Below are 15,040 nucleotides of genomic sequence, written 5' to 3' on the forward strand. Positions count from 1 at the left end.
TGCCGGGGTGAGACATGGAACGCGTCGCAAGCTTGTTCATGAACAATCGCAGCCAAGCCGTTCGCATCCCGAAGGAATTCGAGCTGCCGGGCAGCGAGGTCACGATCGAGCGCCAGACGGATGGCAGCCTCGTGATCCGCCCCAGGCTTCACTTGGCTGCCCTCATCGCATCTCTCGATCCACTGCCGCCCGGCGATATCCTCGATGACATCCCGGAACTCGATATCGAGGACGTGACGCTGTGAGCGTCGCGCCGCATTACCTTCTCGACACGAACATCCTGTCCGATCTGATTAATCGCGGCCGGACCAGCGTGGTGTCCGCGAAGCTCGACAAGTTCGGCGCCGTCGTGTGCACGAGCGTCGTGGTGGCGGCCGAAATCCGCTACGGCGTCGCGAAGAAAGGCTCCGCGCTCCTGGCGGAACGCGCCGATGCCGTGCTGAAGACCATCCCCATCCGCGCTCTCGGCGATCCCGTGGATCGGCACTATGCCGAGATCCGCGTCCATCTGGACCGCCAGGGGACGCCGATAGGCCCGAACGACCTGCTGATCGCAGCCCAGAGCCGTGCCCTCGACCTGTGTCTGGTGACGGCGAATGTCGGCGAGTTCGAGCGCGTGCTGGGCCTCGCGGTGGAGAATTGGCTCGATCCGCGCGACCGTTAAGGCACCACGCCAAACACCCGCGTCAGGTCTGCCTCCCCTACCCCCACGATCTCCAACCGCTTCACCCGCGCCTGATGGCCGGCGACGACCTTCACGGCGCGGCCGGGCACGTTCAGTGTGCTCGCGATGAGCTTCTCCAGCGCCTCGTTCGCCGCGCCCTCGACCGGCGGCGCCGAGACGCGGACCTTCAGGCAGGGCGCGCCGTCCGCGTCGCGCATCCAGCCGTCGATGGTGTCGCGACCGCCGCGCGGGGTGAGCCTGACCACGAGGCGCGCGGGCTTGTCCGCCTCGGCGGGAGCGCGGGCCATGGCCTCAGAAGACCTTGCCGGGGTTCAGCCGGTTGTCGGGGTCCAGCGCCCGCTTGACGAGCCGCATCGTGGCGATCTCCTCAGGCGAGCGGGAGAGCTTCAGCTTGCCCCGCTTCATCAGGCCGATCCCGTGTTCGGCCGAAACCGAGCCGTTCAAATCGGCCAGCGGCTCATAGATCGCCGCGTCGATGGCCGCGTTGCCGGCGGCGTCGAGGTCGGTCGTGTTCCAATGCAGGTTGTTGTCGCCGATATGGCCATAGACCACCGCGCGACAGCCGGGGATCGCGCCCATCCGCGCCAGGGCGCCCTCGACATAGCCGTTCATCGTGTCGAGGGGCACGCTCACGTCGAAGGCGCGCTCGATCCCGTCGGCGTTCATGTTCTCCACGCGGTCGCGGATGCGCCACATCGCCTGCCGCTGCTCCTCGGACGAGGCGAGCGCCGCGTCGAGCACCGTGCCCTCGCCCATCAGGCGGTCGAGGAGGTCGATGAAGCGGTCCGTCTCTTCCGGCACGCACTCGACTTCGATGATGGCGTAGAACGGGTAATCCGGCCCGAGCGGCGGGGTGGCGCGGCCGGGCTTGGTCATCAGCCGGTAGAAATCGGGCCACAGGCCCTCGAAGGAGGAGACGCGGCCCTGGAAGGCCGATTGCGCGGCCCGCAGCAGCCGGGCGCCGTCATCGACGCCGGGGCAGGCGACGAGGGCAGTGACATAACCCGCAGGCTCCGGCCGCAGGCGCAGCACCGCGCGGGTAACGATGCCGAGCGTGCCCTCCGTGCCGAGGAACAATTGCTTCAAATCGAGCCCGGTGTTGTTCTTGATGAGCGGGCGCATGGACGACACGATGGTGCCATCTGCCAGCACGGCTTCGAGCCCCAGCACCATCTCGCGCATCATGCCGTAACGCAGAACACGCAGGCCGCCGGCATTGGTGGAGATCGTCCCGCCCACGGTGGCCGAGCCCCGCGCGCCGAGATCCAGCGGGAAGAACAGGCCGGCGTCGCGGGCGGCGTTCTGCACCGATTCCACCGTCGCGCCGCTGCCCGCCACCACGGTCATCGACAGGGGATCGACGGGGGCGATGCCGGTCATCCGCTCGGTGGAGAGGGTGATCTGGTCGGTCTCGCAGAGGATGCCGTCCACGAGGCCGGTGGCCCCGCCGCGCGGCACGATGCTCACCCCCATCTCCGCGCAGGCCTTCACCACGCCGGCGGTCTCCTCCGTGTCGCGAGGGCGCACCAGCGCGAGGGCGGCGCAGGGCTCGGCGGGGCGGGTCCAGGTGGCGGGGCGGCTGCGCAATTCCTCGCCCGTCACGAGGCCGTTCGGCCCGACGATGGCGGCAAGGCGGTCGAGGATCGCGGACGCTTGGGTCATGGCGCGTGAGCTATCGTTCGAGGGGGCGTACGGTCACAGCGGAAGGCTACCTCTGGCTTCGAGCCCTTCGCGGATGGCGCGCTTGGTGATCTTGCCGTAGCCGGATTTCGGCAACTCGTTCCAGAAGAAGATGCGCTTCGGCAGCTTGTAGCGCGCCACCTCGGCCGAGAGCCATGCGATCAGCGCAGCCTCGTCCACCGCCTCGCCGGGCCGCAGAACGCAGACCGCGACGCCGACCTCGCCCCAGGTCGGGTCGGGCACGCCGAGGATCGCGGCCTCGGCGATGGCCGGGTGCTTCAGGAGCTTTTCCTCGGTCTCGCGCGGATACACGTTCGAGCCGCCGGAGATGTACATGTCCGAGGCGCGGCCGGTGATGAACAGGAAGCCCTCGTCATCGAGATGGCCCAGGTCGCCCGTGCGGAACCAGCCATTGCGAAACGCCTCCGCATTGGCTTTCGGGTTGTCGTAATAGCCCGCGAACACCGCCGGCCCGCATACGCAGATCTCCCCGGTCTCCCCCGCCGGGAGGGAGCGGCCGTCCGTGTCCTGGATATCGACCTGCATGCCTGTGCGCTCGAAGCCGCAGGTGCCGACCTTCACCGTCGGCCCGTCCTCGGCCGCGTGGAGGCGCGGCGGCAGGACAGTGACGTTGCCGGTCACTTCGCCGAGGCCGAAATACTGCACCAGCACCGGCCCGAGGGCCTTCAGCGCTCGCTTCTGGTCCTCCCGGTACATCGGCGCACCGGCATAGATGACGTGGCGTAGGCTCGAATGGTCGTGATGGGCCACCGACGGATGTTCGGTCAGCAGCTTCACGATGGTCGGCACCGTGAACATGTTGGTGATGCGCCATTCCTCGACCAGCGACCACACCTCCGCCGGGTCGAGTCGATCGCCCGCCGTCAGCACCGTCGTCGCCCCGGCGGCGGCCTGCGCCAGTTGGTGAATGCCGGCGCCGTGCGAGAGCGGCGCCACGACGAGAGAGGTGTCGCCCTCCTGCGTGCCCGGCATCAGGTCGCAGAGGTGGTTGGTGATGACGAAGCCCATCTGGCCATGCGTCAGCACCGCCGCCTTGGGCCGCCCGGTCGTACCGGAGGTGAAGAAGAACCAGCACGGGTCGTCGTGCTCGACATCCGCCGTAGGGGCGGCCCGCCCCGCATGGTCCGCGACGAGGATGTCGTAATCCTCCCCGAAGGTCGCGCCGCCGATCTCGACCACGATGTCGATGGCGGGGCACTCGGCCCGGATCGCGGCGGCGTGGTCGGGGAAGACGCAGCCGCAAATCATCGCGCGGGCGCCGCTCGCCTTGGCGAGATAGGCGACCTCGGCCGGCGTCTGCCGGTAGTTCGTCGGCACCCAGACGGCGCCGAGCCGGAAGCAGACGAACATCGATTCGAACAACTGGTGGCAGTTGCGCGACTGCACCAGCACCCGGTCGCCCTTCACCACCCCGCGCTGCGTGAGCGCGGCGGCCATGGCATCGACGCGGGAATCGAGGTCCGCCCATGTCCAGCGGCGTTCGGCCTGGACGAGACCGAGGCCGTCGCGCAGGCGACGGCCGTTCTTGCGCAGGACATGGGCGAGGTTCATCACCCGCCGCGTGCAGGGGGCGACCCCGCCGCGCGGCGCGGTGGCCACCACTAGGCGAGCTTCCCCGTGTACTTCTCGAGGATCGACCAGCCCTCTTCGCCGTAGCGGCCCTTCCACTCGGTGTAGAAGCCAGCCTTGCGCAGCTTGTCGCGGAAGGGCGCCGGGTCGGGCTTGTTGAAGGCGAGACCGTTCTTGGTCAGCTCGTCCTGAAGGTTGGCATTGAGCTTGGCGACATCCTCGCGCTCCTTCATGCCGGCGGCGTTGATGTGCTTGGCCACCATTTCGCGCAGGTCCGGCGGCAGCTTCTCGAAGGCGCGGCGGTTGGCCAGGAACCAGTATCCGTCCCACATGTGGTTCGTGAGCGAGCAGTACTTCTGCACCTCGTAGAACTTGGTGGTGGAGATCACCGCCAGCGGGTTCTCCTGGCCTTCCACGATCTTGGTCTGAAGGGCGGAGTAGGTCTCATTCAGGTTGATCGAAGTCGGCGCGGCATCGAAGGCCTTGAACATCGAGGTCCAGAGCGGCGACACCGGCACGCGGATCTTGAAGGCCTTGAAGTCGTCGGGCGTCGCGATCGGCTTGGTGGACGAGGTAGTCTGCCGGTAGCCGTTGTCCCAGATCTTCTCCATGGCGATGAGGTTTGCCTTGGCGATCTGCCCGCGCACCCAGGCGCCGAGCTCACCGTCCATCGCCGCCCAGACCTTGTCGTAGTCGGGGAAGGCGTAGCCGATGCCGTTGATCGAGGCGTTCGGCACGAGCGTCGAGAGGATGAGCGGCGACATCGTGAAGAACTCGACGCCGCCGTTTCGCAGCTGGCTCAACGTGTCGGTGTCGGAGCCGAGCTGGCTGGTCGGGAAGATTTTCAGGTCGAACCGGCCGCCGCTCTCGGCGCGCAGGGCTTCCGCCATCTCCCGAGCGCGCACGTTCATCGGGTGCGTGTCGGGCAGGTTGTTCGCGTATTTGTAGGTGAACTCGGCCCGCTGAGCGCGGGCGACGTGGGGCGCGGCGACTCCGGCGAGCACAGCGGTGGAACCGGCCGACAGGATGCGGCGGCGGGTGAAAAGCATGGCGAACGCCTTCCCGGTGGGGGCTTCGAACGAGCCCGGCATTTCCTCGTGACCCACGGGTGAACCCCGCGGATTTTGTATGCGAAGTCATCGATAGCTTCGGTCGAGGTCGTGTCAACGGCCAAGACAGACGATGCGCCGAGCGCCCACGGCCGTTGTCAGCCGGCACGGATCGCGCCACCCTCGGTTCAGGACCGCGCGGGGAATCGCGGCCAATGGGGAGGGGTGTCATGGCGCAACCGCTCGGGCATTTCATCGAGGCGCGCGACAGCCTCGTCACCGACGCCATCGACGGGCTGCTCGCCGCGCGGGGCGGGGCGCTGGCCCGGCTCGACGGCTATCCCGATATCCGCGTCGTGGTTCGGGCCGAGCGCGATCCCAACAAGGTCGCCATCATCTCCGGCGGCGGCTCGGGGCATGAGCCCACCCATGCCGGGTTCGTCGGCGAAGGGCTGCTCGACGCGGCGGTCTGCGGCGATGTCTTCGCCTCGCCCTCGGCCGATGCGGTGCTGGCGGGCATCTTCGCGGTGAGCGGCCCAGCGGGCTGCCTCGTGGTGGTAAAGAACTACGCGGGCGACCGGCTCAATTTCGGCCTCGCCGCCGAGCGGGCGCGGGGCCTCGGTATCGCCGTCGAGACGGTGCTGGTGGCCGACGACATCGCCCTGCCGGAGGCCAAGCAGCCGCGCGGCATCGCCGGCACATTGTTCGTCCACAAGGTAGCGGGCCATGCCGCCGCCGCCGGATTGCCCCTCGCGGAGGTCGCGGAGCGGGCACGCAAGGCGGCGTCGGTCGCGCGGTCGCTCGGCATCGCCGTCTCCACCGCGACCATTCCCGGCTCGCACCGGGCCGAGCGCATGGCGGAGGGGCAGGCGGAACTCGGGCTCGGCATCCATGGCGAGCCGGGGGTCGAGCGCCTTGCCCTGCCGCAGGCCTCCGAACTGGCGCGGATCATGGCCGAGCGCCTCGCGCCGACGCTGCCGGGGGATGCGCCGCTGGCGCTCTTCCTCAACAATCTCGGCGCGACGACCGCGCTTGAAATGCAGGTCCTGACCCGCGCCGTGCTCGCGACCGATCTCGGCAAGCGGGTGCGGCTGCTGCTAGGGCCTGCGCCGGCCATGACCGCGCTCGACATGCACGGTGCCTCGCTGAGCGTCCTTCCCCTCGACGGGACGATGGAAGAGGCCTTGCTCGCCCTGGTGCCCGTGCCGTCGTGGCCGGCGGCGGTGACGGTGACGGCGCCCGTGGTGAAGCCGCTTCCCGGCGGTCTCGAAGGCGAGCGCTTCACGCCCTCTCAGGATGTCCTCGCCGCCGGGCGCATCGCGGCGGTGGCGAAGGCGCTGATTGCGGCCGAAGCCGACCTCAACGCCCTCGACGCCAAAGTCGGCGACGGCGACACCGGCACCACGTTCGCGGGCGCCGCCCGCGCCGTACTGGCCGATCTCGACCGGCTGCCGCAAGCCGATCCGTCTGCCCTCGCCCGCGCGCTGGCCGAGCGGATCGGCCGGGCGGCCGGCGGGTCGAGCGGCGTTCTCGCCTCGATCTTCTTCGCTGCCGCCGGCGCGTCCCTCGCGGACGGAGCCGGCTGGCCGGAGGCCCTGGCGGAAGGCGTCGCGCGGGTGCGGGCCTATGGCGGCGCCAATCCCGGCGACCGCACCATGCTCGATGCCCTGATCCCCGCCGTCGAAGCGCTCAGATCGGGCGATCTCACCGGCGCGGCCTCGGCTGCCCGTGAGGGCGCCCGCGCCACCGCCGGCATGAGCCGCGCTGCGACCGGCAGGTCGAGCTACCTCGCGGCGGGCGACCTGCAGGGCGTCGAGGATCCCGGCGCGGCGGCCATCGCCATCGCCTTTTCCGCCCTCGTCTGAAAGCCGACGATGCCCTCCTGCCTGATCCTCGACGATTACCAGAACGCTGCCCTCGGCCTTGCCGAGTGGGGGCGCCTCGACGGCGTCGATGTCTCCACCATCACGGAGTATATCGGCGACAGGGAGGCGCTGGTGGCGCGGATCGCGGAGGCCGAGATCCTGGTGATCATGCGCGAGCGGACGCCCGTTCCGGCGGATCTGCTCGCGCGTCTGCCGAAGCTGAAGCTCCTCGTCACCAGCGGGATGCGCAACGCCTCCATCGACCTCGCGGCGGCGAAGGCGCGGGGCGTGATCGTCTGCGGCACGGACTCGAGCCCGACGCCGCCCACCGAACTGACCTGGGCGCTGATCCTCGGCCTCGCCCGGCATCTGCCGGAGGAGGTGGCGAACATCCGTGATGGCGGGTGGCAGACCAGCATCGGCGCCGACCTGTCCGGCGCGACGCTCGGCATCCTCGGCCTCGGCAAGATCGGCGCGCTCGTCGCGCGGGTGGGGCAGGCCTTCGGCATGAACGTGCTGGCTTGGAGCCCGAACCTCACGGCGGAGCGCGCCGCGGCGGCCAGCGCGACGCTGGCGACGTCCAAGGACGCGCTCTGTGAGGCCGCCGACTTCCTCACCCTGCACCTCGTGCTGAGCGAACGCAGCCGGGGCATCGTCGGCGAGGCCGAGTTGCGGCGGATGCGGCCGAGCGCCTACCTCGTCAACACGTCCCGCGCGGGGCTCGTGGATCAGGCCGCCCTGCTCCGCGCGTTGGAAGACGGCTGGATCGCGGGCGCCGGGCTCGACGTGTTCGACACAGAGCCCCTGCCCGCCGACAGCCCGTTCCGCCGCGTGCCGAACGTCCTCGCCCTGCCCCATCTCGGCTACGTCTCGCGAGCGAATTACACGCGCTTCTTCACCCAGGCCGTCGAGGATATCGCGGCGTGGCAGGCTGGTAGCCCGATCCGGCAACTCGGCTGAGCCCTCAGCCGGCGCGGGGGTCGAGGGCGTCGGCGAGGCCGTCGCCGAGGAGGTTCAGCGAGACCAGCGTCGCGATGAGGAAGGCGGCCGGCGCCGCGAGCATGTGCGGCGCGGCCTCGATGGCGCGGGCGCCTTCCGCGATCAGCACGCCCCAACTCGTCTGCGGCTCCTGCACGCCGAGGCCGAGGAACGACAGGAAGCTCTCCAACAAAATCACGCGCGGCACGAGGAGCGTCGCCGCGACGGCCACCGGCCCCAGCGTGTTCGGCACGATGTGCCGGAGCACGATGCCCCCCGCCGACAGGCCCAGCGCCCGGGCGGCGCGGACGAAATCGCGCTCGCGCAGGGAGAGGGTCTGCGCGCGCACGATCCGCGCCATGTCGAGCCACTCCACGGCGGCGATGGCGAGCAGCATGAGCACGAGGCTCGCGCGGAAGAACACCAGCAGCAGGATGACGAAGAACACGAAGGGCAGCGCGTAGAGCGCATCGACGGCGCGCATCATCGCGGCGTCTACGGCCCCGCCGGCATAGCCCGCCACCGCGCCGTAGCCGACGCCGATCAGCAGCGCCACCAGCGTCGCCGTCAGCCCCACCGCCAGGGAGACCCGCCCCGCCACGAGGCTGCGGGTGAGCAGGTCGCGCCCATGCACGTCGGTGCCGAGGAGGAAGCGCAGATGGCGGATCGGCATATCGAGGAGGAGACGGCGCCCGCCCTCCTCCTCCGCCACCACCGACGGTGGGCCGAACAGGTCGGAGCGCGGCAGGTAGACGAGGCTGCGCCGGTCGATGGGCTGGTCCGAGGCCAGGGTAAGGTGCAGGCGGTCGCCGTCCCGCGCGAAGGTGGCGACACGGGCGCGCATACGGAACGCGATGCGGTCCAGGGCTGGCTTCAGATGCGCGTCGTCCGGCTGGGCCGTCAGCCCGGCGGGCAATTGGCGCAGGTCCGGGTAGAAGCGGTCGGGCTCGTGCCCGGTGAAGGCGGGCCCGACGAGGCAGGCGAGCGCTAGTAGCGCCAGCACGACGAGGGAGGCGACGGCGCCCCGCGCGCGGGCCAGCCGCCGGATCATGCTCCCGCCCGCAGGCGCGGATCGAGCCACGCGCAGGCGAGGTCGGCGGCGAGGTTCAGGACGATGACCAGCACTGCCACCAGCAGCACCACGCCCATCACCAGCGTGTAATCGCGGTTGACGGCGCCCTCGACGAAGTAGCGCCCGATGCCCGGCAGGCCAAAGATCGTCTCCACCACCACCGACCCGGTCAGCAGCGCGGCGGCGAGTGGCCCGAGATAGGCCACCACCGGCAGCAGCGCCCCGCGCAGGGCATGGCGCGTGACCAGAATGGGCGGCAGGCCGAAGGCGCGCATGGTCCGCACCGGCTGGGTGCGCAGCACCTCCCCGAGGGAGGCGCGGGTCAGGCGCGCCAGCGCCCCGATCTGGGGAAGGGCCAGGGTGAGGACGGGCAGGATGAGATGGCGCGGATCGCCCTCCTCCCATCCGCTGAGGGGAAGCCAGCGCAGGGTGAGCCCGAAGGCGATCTGCAACAGGGGCGCGACGACGAAGCTTGGCAGTGACAGGGTGAGCGCGGCACCGAGGCCGATGGCCCGGTCGATCCATCCGTCCCGCCGGAGCGCGGCGACGCAGCCGAGCCCGATGCCGAAGACACAGGCGACGACGAGGGCCAGGGCGCCGAGGGTCGCCGAGACCGGCAGGCCCCGCGCGATCAGCCCGGCAACGCTCATGTCGCGGAACGAGAAGGACGGCCCGAGATCGCCCCGCGCCAAGGCCGTGAGGTAGCTGCCGAACTGCGCGATGAGCGGTCGATCCAGCCCATAGACCCTGCGCAGGTTCTCCATCGCGGCCGGCGAGAGCGGGCGCTCGAGGTCGAACGGCCCGCCTGGGGCGAGGCGCATCAGGAAGAAGCTCAGCGCCACCACCGCGAGCAGCGTCGGCACCCCCTGCCCCAGCCGCCGCAGGACGAGGCCGATCATGCCGTCAGCCTGAGGTAGCGGGTCGGCGCGGCGTTGCGCAGGTTCGGGTGGTATCCCTGGAGGCGCGGCGAGATCAGCGCCTTGGTCCGGTAATGCATCAGCGGAATCCAGGGCAGCTCGCGCAGCGCGATCTCCTCGGCCCGGTACAGGAGGTCGGCCCGCCGCGCGAGATCGCGCTCGCGGGCGCCCTCCTTCAGCAGCGCGTCGTAATCCGGGTTCGACCAGCGGCCGGCATTGAAGCCGTCATTGCCGGTCTGGAGCAGGAACAGGAAGTTCTGCGGATCGGAATAGTCGGCGATCCAGGACATGCGGGCAATGTCGAAATCACCGCCGTCGCGCAGATAAGCAAAATGCGTCTTCGCATCGGTGTAGACGAAGCGCGTCACGATGCCGAGGTCGCGCCACATCTCCGCGAGCGCCACCGCAATATTGCGGTTGTTGTCGCTCATGTTGAAGCGGTACTCGACCTTGAGCGGATTGCTCTTCGGATTGAAACCGGCGGCGGTGAGGAGGGCGCGGGCCTCCTCCTCGTGGTCGATGGGCAGTCCCTTGCGTCCCGCCGTTTCCGGCGGCGTGCGGTAATGGTCTAGGCCCTCCGGGCAGAGGGAATAGGCCGGGCTCATCGTGTCGCCGAAGAGCGCCTGGGCGAGGTAGTCGCGGTCGATCACTAGCGAGAGGGCGCGGCGCACCCGCGCGTCCGAGAACGGCGCCTTGCGGGTGTTGATGGCGAGCGCCGCGAGGCCGAGGGCCGGGCCGAGCACCACCTGCGCTCCGAACCGGTCCTGAAGCGCCACCATCTGGTCGCCGGGCAGGTCGGACAGCGAATCGATCTCCCCGGCGGCGTAGCGGCGCACGGCCCCCGACAGATCCGGCGTCGGCAGGAAGGCGACCCGGCGGATCGCCACCGAGGCGGCGTCGGGGTGGTGCGGATTGGCGTCCAGCAGGATGCGGTCGCCCGGCACGTTGTCGATCAGCCGGTAGGGGCCGTTCGTCACGAGGTTGCCCGGCCGCGTGAAAGATTCGCCGTGTTGCGTCACCGACGCGGCGTGGACGGGCGCCGCCGTCTGATGCGTCAGCAGTTCGAGGAAGTACGGCGTCGGCTCTTCGAGCCTGATCTCTACCGTTGCCGGGTCTGGCGCCGAGACACCGAGGGTGTCCACCGGCTTCTCGCCGCGATTGATGGCGGCCGCGTTGGCGATGGGAAACAGCACCTCGGCGTATTTGGCGCCCGTCGCCGGGTCCATGATCCGCCGGAGCGAATAGACGAAATCCGCCGCCGTCACCGGCTCGTCGTTCGACCAGCGCCCGTCGGGATTCAGTGTGAAGCGATAGGTCATGCCGTCCTCCGAGACAGACCATGCCTTCGCCGCGCCGGGCACGATGGCCCCGCGATTGTCGTAGGTGAGCAGCCCGTCGCAGAGGTCGCGCAGGATGTGCGCCTCCGCGACCGTGGAGGACTTGTGGGGATCGAGGGTTTCCGGGTCGGCGTCGTTGCCGCGCCGGTAGAGCGGATCCCCGGCGGCGGCGGCACCCGACGTGGCGGCGAGCGCGGCGGCGCCGGCGAGCCAATCCCGCCGACGCAGGCGCATCAGGCGCCGGTCTCGGCCACGAGCCCGGCGGCCTCGATCCCGGCGACGGCACAGATCTCGTCGTTGTCCGAGGTGTCGCCCGAGATGCCGACCGCGCCTAGCAGACGCCCGTCCTTGCCCCGGATCAGGACGCCGCCCGGAACCGGCACCAGGGCGTCGGGCCCGGCGAGGTGGCTGATCGCGGCCACGAAATAGGGCTGCGCCTCGGCGCGGGCATGGATGGCCCGCGAGCCCATGCCGAGGGCCAGCGATCCGTTGGCCTTGCCGCAGGCGACTTCGGCGCGACGCAGGGACGCCCCGTCCTCGACCTCGACGCAGCGGAGCGCACCGCGCGCATCGTAGACCACCACCGCCATGGGCTTCAGGTGCCGCTCACGCGCGGTGCGCAGGGCCGTCGCCACGACGATGCGGGCGGCCTCCAGGGTCAGATCGATCATCGGTGCTTCGCGTTCAGGCTAAGTGGGACACACGTTCGAACGCGATTGTGGCCACCTGCGCCAGGATCTCAAGTCGCCGGACGGTGGATTCGTCGGGCTCGATATACGCGCACCAATAGGCGCCGAGCGCCGCGACGGGTTCCGGCGTGCCCATCGGCACCATGGCAAGGCTGCGCATCGACGTGCGCCGGTAGGCGATCTGCGGCACCCGAGAGTCGTTCTCGAGATCGGGGATGACCGCCGTGCGCCCATTCAGCATCGCCCAACCGGAGACGCATTCGGTCATGGGGAACCGCGCGCCGCGCCACAGGGGCTCGATGGCGTCCTCGGCGGCGTAATGGCAGAAATCACCCTCCCGCAGCACCACCGCGATCCCATCGGAGCCGACGACGTCGCGGGCAGTCCGGCAGAGCACCGCCACGATCTCGTCCACCGAGCGCGCGGCCGCCAGCGACTTGGCCGCCTCGGCCAGCCGGACACCATGATCGTCGTCGTATTCGGTCGTCAGCAACATCCAGAAAATCTCGCGATGAACCATCGCTCAAGGGGGTGGGTAAGCCCCTCATCGATCTAATAGGTGAATGAGCGGGGCCGGAAAGGCGTTCCACCGCTACGCTATCACGCGGCCCGGCGTGGCAGCGAAGTCGCAGCGGTGCCGCCCACGGTGGAAACCACTCAGAGGAAAAGCCCCCGTGCCTGAATCACCCGTGAATCGCCGGCTCGACGTGCGGCGACGCACTTAAGAGGCCGCTGCACTGCAACGACGCGAACACTTCGGCGAATTGTCCGGTGAGGACACATACCCGTAGGAGTTCGCCGTGAGAGTGCTCATCGCCGCCACGCCCCTGACCGGGCACGTCAACCCGCTGCTGGCCATCGGCCGGCTTCTGTCGGCCCGCGGCGACAGCGTCACCGTCCTCACCGATCCCGCCTTCGCGGACAAGGTGACGGAGGCGGGCCTGCGCTTCTCGTCATACGACGATCAAGGCTCCGCCGGCTATCTCGAACCGACCCTGCCGCCCGGCCCGGAGCGCTGGACCAATGAGTTCGACCGCCGTTTCATCGCGCCGATGCCCGTTCAGGCTGCGCGGCTCCGCGAGCTGATCGCCAGCGAGGCGCCCGATGTGATCGTGGCGGGCAGCATGTTCCTCGGGGTGCTGCCGCTGCTCCTCGATACGAAGCCCCGGCCGCCCATCGTCGTCGTGAACATCAGCATCCTGTTTCTCGACAGGCCGGATGGCGCTCCCCTGGGGATGGGTTTGCCCCCCGCCCGCGACGAGGCGGATTTCGCCCGCTACGCGCAGTTCAAAGCCGGCATGGACGCGGCCTTCGTCGGCCCGGTGCGGGCGCGCGCCGACCGCCGGCTCGCCGAACTCGGTCTGCCGGGCCTGCCGGCCTCGCTCACCCAGTCCATCGCCATCCTGCCGGATGCCTTCCTCCAGCCGAGCGTGCCGGAGTTCGAATACGATTTCGGTTCGCTGCCGGAGACGTTGCATTTCGTTGGTCTGCTGCCGATGGCGCGAACGAACGCCTCGGTGCCGGATTGGTGGGCGTCGCGGGACCGCAGCAAGCGGATCGTGCTGGTGACGCAGGGCACCCTGGCCAATGCGGAGTTCGGCCAGGTCGTGGAGCCCACCCTGCAGGCCCTGGCGCACCGCGACGACCTGCTCGTCATCGCCACGACCGGTGGGCGTCCGATCTCGGCCCTCACCGTCCCGATCCCGGCCAATGCCCGCGTGGAGCGCTTCCTGCCCTTCGGCGAAATCCTCCCGGAAATCGACCTGCTCGTTACCAACGGCGGTTACGGCAGCGTCTGTCAGGCGCTTTCGGCCGGCATTCCCATCGTCTCGGCAGGCCTGAGCGAGGACAAGGCGGAGGTCTCCGCCCGCATCGGCTGGTCCGGGGCCGGCATCAATCTCGCCACCAACACGCCCTCCGTCGCGGCGCTCCGCGATGCGGTCGAGACGGCCCTGTCCGATCCGCGCTACCGGGATCGAGGCGGGGTCATCGCCGAAGCCTTCGCCGCGCGTGATGCGGGCCGCGAGATCCTGGCCGCCATCGACGGGCTCGTCCGCATCCCCGAAACGCTGGGCGCGTGATCCCCGGCGGCCGGGCGACACGTCTCTTGGCCGCAGGAACAGGAGCGCCTGCCCCCGGTTCGCCCTTCGAACAGCACGGACGGGAGAGCGGAACATGGCGCAGGTGCGCGGATCGACGGTCGTCATCACGGGAGCGTCGAGCGGCATCGGACGCGCCGCCGCGTGGGCCTTCGCCGAGCGAGGTGCCCGTGTCGTCCTGGCCGCGCGCCGCGCCGAGGTTCTGGAAGACCTCGCGCGGGAGATCCGCGAGGAGGGCAGCGAGGCCCTCGCCATTCCCACCGATGTGACAGACCCGAGAGCCGTCGAGGCGCTGGCCGACGGGGCGGTGCGTCGGTTCGGCAAGATCGACGTCTGGATTAACAACGCCGGCGCGGGCGTCTTCGGGCCGCTGCTCGACGCCCCGCTCGATCTTCACCGCGAGACCATCGCGATCAACCTGCTCGGCGCCATCCACGGCGCCTACGCGGTGCTGCCGCATTTCCAGCGGCGGGGACGCGGCACGCTCATCAACACCGTCTCGATGGGCGGATGGGCGCCGACGCCCTTCGCGGCGGCCTATACGGCGAGCAAGTTCGGCCTGCGCGGCTTCTCGGCGAGCCTCCGGCAGGAACTCGCCCGGCACAAGCACATCCATGTCTGCGGCGTCTTCCCCGCCATCGTGGACACGCCCGGCCTGGAACACGGGGCGAACGTCTCCGGCAAGACCCTCAACCCCGGCCATCTCTACTATGCGCCGGAGGACGTGGCCGAGGCTTATGTCCGGCTCGTGCGCCATCCCCGTCACGAAGTAGCGGTGGGTTGGCCGGCGCGTCTCGCCCAGGCGGGTTACGCTCTGGCGCCGAGTCTGACGGAGCGCATGATGGGGGCGGGCTTCCGCTTCGCCCTCGACCGTGCCGATCCGGGCCCCCGAACCCACGGCGCGCTGAAGGACCCGATCCCGCAGGGCACGACCGCCGACGGCGGCTGGCGCAAACGCAAGGGCGTGCCCTCCGCTGGGACGATGAGCACGGGACTGGTCGTAGCAGGAGTCGGCGCGGCAGCGTTGCTTGGTCTCGCCCTCGGCACCCGCACTTCACGAGAGTCTTGAACGACCATCG

General features: G+C 69.9%; 15 protein-coding genes. 6 read left to right on the forward strand and 9 right to left on the reverse strand.

The window, feature by feature from the left end:
- The first annotated feature begins 14 nt into the window (after positions 1 to 14).
- Both AAHF99_RS17045 and AAHF99_RS17050 read left to right on the forward strand, forming a co-directional pair.
- The gene (locus tag AAHF99_RS17045) at positions 15 to 245 is read left to right on the forward strand and encodes an antitoxin (RefSeq protein ID WP_342165707.1); all 231 of its coding nucleotides are present in this window, start codon (positions 15 to 17) and stop codon (positions 243 to 245) included.
- Positions 242 to 664, forward strand: coding sequence for a type II toxin-antitoxin system VapC family toxin (locus AAHF99_RS17050; protein ID WP_342165708.1), 423 nt, complete (start codon positions 242 to 244; stop codon positions 662 to 664). The genes AAHF99_RS17045 and AAHF99_RS17050 overlap by 4 nt, the downstream gene beginning before the upstream one ends.
- Here the strand turns inward: AAHF99_RS17050 and AAHF99_RS17055 are convergent.
- Genes AAHF99_RS17055 through AAHF99_RS17070 form a run of 4 tightly spaced genes read right to left on the reverse strand, consistent with a single transcriptional unit; the run spans position 661 to position 5,004 of the window.
- Positions 661 to 972: a DUF167 domain-containing protein gene (locus tag AAHF99_RS17055; RefSeq protein ID WP_342165709.1), complete on the reverse strand. Its 312-nt coding sequence runs from the start codon at positions 970 to 972 to the stop codon at positions 661 to 663. The genes AAHF99_RS17050 and AAHF99_RS17055 overlap by 4 nt on opposite strands.
- 4 nt (positions 973 to 976) lie before the next feature.
- On the reverse strand, positions 977 to 2,347 hold the full coding sequence (locus AAHF99_RS17060; protein WP_342165710.1) for an FAD-binding oxidoreductase: 1,371 nt from the start codon (positions 2,345 to 2,347) through the stop codon (positions 977 to 979).
- Positions 2,348 to 2,380: 33 nt separating this feature from the next.
- Positions 2,381 to 3,985 carry an acyl-CoA synthetase gene (locus tag AAHF99_RS17065; protein WP_342165711.1) on the reverse strand — a complete coding sequence of 535 codons (1,605 nt, stop codon included), beginning with the start codon at positions 3,983 to 3,985 and terminating at the stop codon, positions 2,381 to 2,383.
- Between the two features lie 2 nt (positions 3,986 to 3,987).
- A complete protein-coding gene (locus AAHF99_RS17070) occupies positions 3,988 to 5,004 on the reverse strand; it encodes a TRAP transporter substrate-binding protein (protein ID WP_342165712.1) in 1,017 nt (338 codons plus the stop codon).
- A 230-nt stretch (positions 5,005 to 5,234) separates the two neighbouring features.
- Between AAHF99_RS17070 and AAHF99_RS17075 the strand changes: the two genes are divergently transcribed.
- Positions 5,235 to 6,869, forward strand: coding sequence for a dihydroxyacetone kinase subunit DhaK (locus tag AAHF99_RS17075; RefSeq protein ID WP_342165713.1), 1,635 nt, complete (start codon positions 5,235 to 5,237; stop codon positions 6,867 to 6,869).
- 9 nt (positions 6,870 to 6,878) lie between these two features.
- Entirely contained in the window at positions 6,879 to 7,829 is a 951-nt protein-coding gene (locus AAHF99_RS17080; protein WP_342165714.1) for a D-2-hydroxyacid dehydrogenase family protein, read from the forward strand.
- Positions 7,830 to 7,833: 4 nt separating this feature from the next.
- On the opposite strand, the gene AAHF99_RS17085 is transcribed toward AAHF99_RS17080, so the two are convergent.
- The 5 genes from AAHF99_RS17085 to AAHF99_RS17105 are packed head-to-tail and all read right to left on the reverse strand — an operon-like array spanning position 7,834 to position 12,358.
- Entirely contained in the window at positions 7,834 to 8,898 is a 1,065-nt protein-coding gene (locus AAHF99_RS17085) for an ABC transporter permease (protein WP_342165715.1), read from the reverse strand.
- On the reverse strand, positions 8,895 to 9,818 hold the full coding sequence (locus AAHF99_RS17090; protein WP_342165716.1) for an ABC transporter permease: 924 nt from the start codon (positions 9,816 to 9,818) through the stop codon (positions 8,895 to 8,897). The genes AAHF99_RS17085 and AAHF99_RS17090 overlap by 4 nt, the downstream gene beginning before the upstream one ends.
- Positions 9,815 to 11,407, reverse strand: a complete 1,593-nt coding sequence (locus AAHF99_RS17095) for a peptide ABC transporter substrate-binding protein (protein WP_342165717.1) — start codon at positions 11,405 to 11,407, stop codon at positions 9,815 to 9,817. The genes AAHF99_RS17090 and AAHF99_RS17095 overlap by 4 nt, the downstream gene beginning before the upstream one ends.
- Positions 11,407 to 11,844 carry a GlcG/HbpS family heme-binding protein gene (locus tag AAHF99_RS17100; protein WP_342165718.1) on the reverse strand — a complete coding sequence of 146 codons (438 nt, stop codon included), beginning with the start codon at positions 11,842 to 11,844 and terminating at the stop codon, positions 11,407 to 11,409. The genes AAHF99_RS17095 and AAHF99_RS17100 overlap by 1 nt, the downstream gene beginning before the upstream one ends.
- 13 nt (positions 11,845 to 11,857) lie before the next feature.
- A complete protein-coding gene (locus tag AAHF99_RS17105; protein WP_342165719.1) occupies positions 11,858 to 12,358 on the reverse strand; it encodes a GAF domain-containing protein in 501 nt (166 codons plus the stop codon).
- Positions 12,359 to 12,662: 304 nt separating this feature from the next.
- On the opposite strand from AAHF99_RS17105, the gene AAHF99_RS17110 reads away from it, so the two are divergent.
- Both AAHF99_RS17110 and AAHF99_RS17115 read left to right on the forward strand, forming a co-directional pair.
- Positions 12,663 to 13,943: a glycosyltransferase gene (locus tag AAHF99_RS17110; RefSeq protein ID WP_342165720.1), complete on the forward strand. Its 1,281-nt coding sequence runs from the start codon at positions 12,663 to 12,665 to the stop codon at positions 13,941 to 13,943.
- 94 nt (positions 13,944 to 14,037) lie between these two features.
- Positions 14,038 to 15,030, forward strand: coding sequence for an SDR family oxidoreductase (locus AAHF99_RS17115; RefSeq protein ID WP_342165721.1), 993 nt, complete (start codon positions 14,038 to 14,040; stop codon positions 15,028 to 15,030).
- Positions 15,031 to 15,040: the final 10 nt, after the last annotated feature.

Source organism: Methylobacterium litchii (genome assembly GCF_038442315.1).
Taxonomy (GTDB): Bacteria; Pseudomonadota; Alphaproteobacteria; order Rhizobiales; family Beijerinckiaceae; genus Methylobacterium; species Methylobacterium litchii.

Bases quoted from the DNA above. Each gene is read 5' to 3' on its own strand.
- AAHF99_RS17045 (WP_342165707.1), top strand. From the start codon at position 15: ATGGAACGCGTCGCAAGCTTGTTCATGAACAATCGCAGCCAAGCCGTT.
- AAHF99_RS17055 (WP_342165709.1), bottom strand. From the start codon at position 972: ATGGCCCGCGCTCCCGCCGAGGCGGACAAGCCCGCGCGCCTCGTGGTC.
- AAHF99_RS17060 (WP_342165710.1), bottom strand. From the start codon at position 2,347: ATGACCCAAGCGTCCGCGATCCTCGACCGCCTTGCCGCCATCGTCGGG.
- AAHF99_RS17070 (WP_342165712.1), bottom strand. From the start codon at position 5,004: ATGCTTTTCACCCGCCGCCGCATCCTGTCGGCCGGTTCCACCGCTGTG.
- AAHF99_RS17075 (WP_342165713.1), top strand. From the start codon at position 5,235: ATGGCGCAACCGCTCGGGCATTTCATCGAGGCGCGCGACAGCCTCGTC.
- AAHF99_RS17080 (WP_342165714.1), top strand. From the start codon at position 6,879: ATGCCCTCCTGCCTGATCCTCGACGATTACCAGAACGCTGCCCTCGGC.
- AAHF99_RS17085 (WP_342165715.1), bottom strand. From the start codon at position 8,898: ATGATCCGGCGGCTGGCCCGCGCGCGGGGCGCCGTCGCCTCCCTCGTC.
- AAHF99_RS17090 (WP_342165716.1), bottom strand. From the start codon at position 9,818: ATGATCGGCCTCGTCCTGCGGCGGCTGGGGCAGGGGGTGCCGACGCTG.
- AAHF99_RS17095 (WP_342165717.1), bottom strand. From the start codon at position 11,407: ATGCGCCTGCGTCGGCGGGATTGGCTCGCCGGCGCCGCCGCGCTCGCC.
- AAHF99_RS17100 (WP_342165718.1), bottom strand. From the start codon at position 11,844: ATGATCGATCTGACCCTGGAGGCCGCCCGCATCGTCGTGGCGACGGCC.
- AAHF99_RS17105 (WP_342165719.1), bottom strand. From the start codon at position 12,358: ATGTTGCTGACGACCGAATACGACGACGATCATGGTGTCCGGCTGGCC.
- AAHF99_RS17115 (WP_342165721.1), top strand. From the start codon at position 14,038: ATGGCGCAGGTGCGCGGATCGACGGTCGTCATCACGGGAGCGTCGAGC.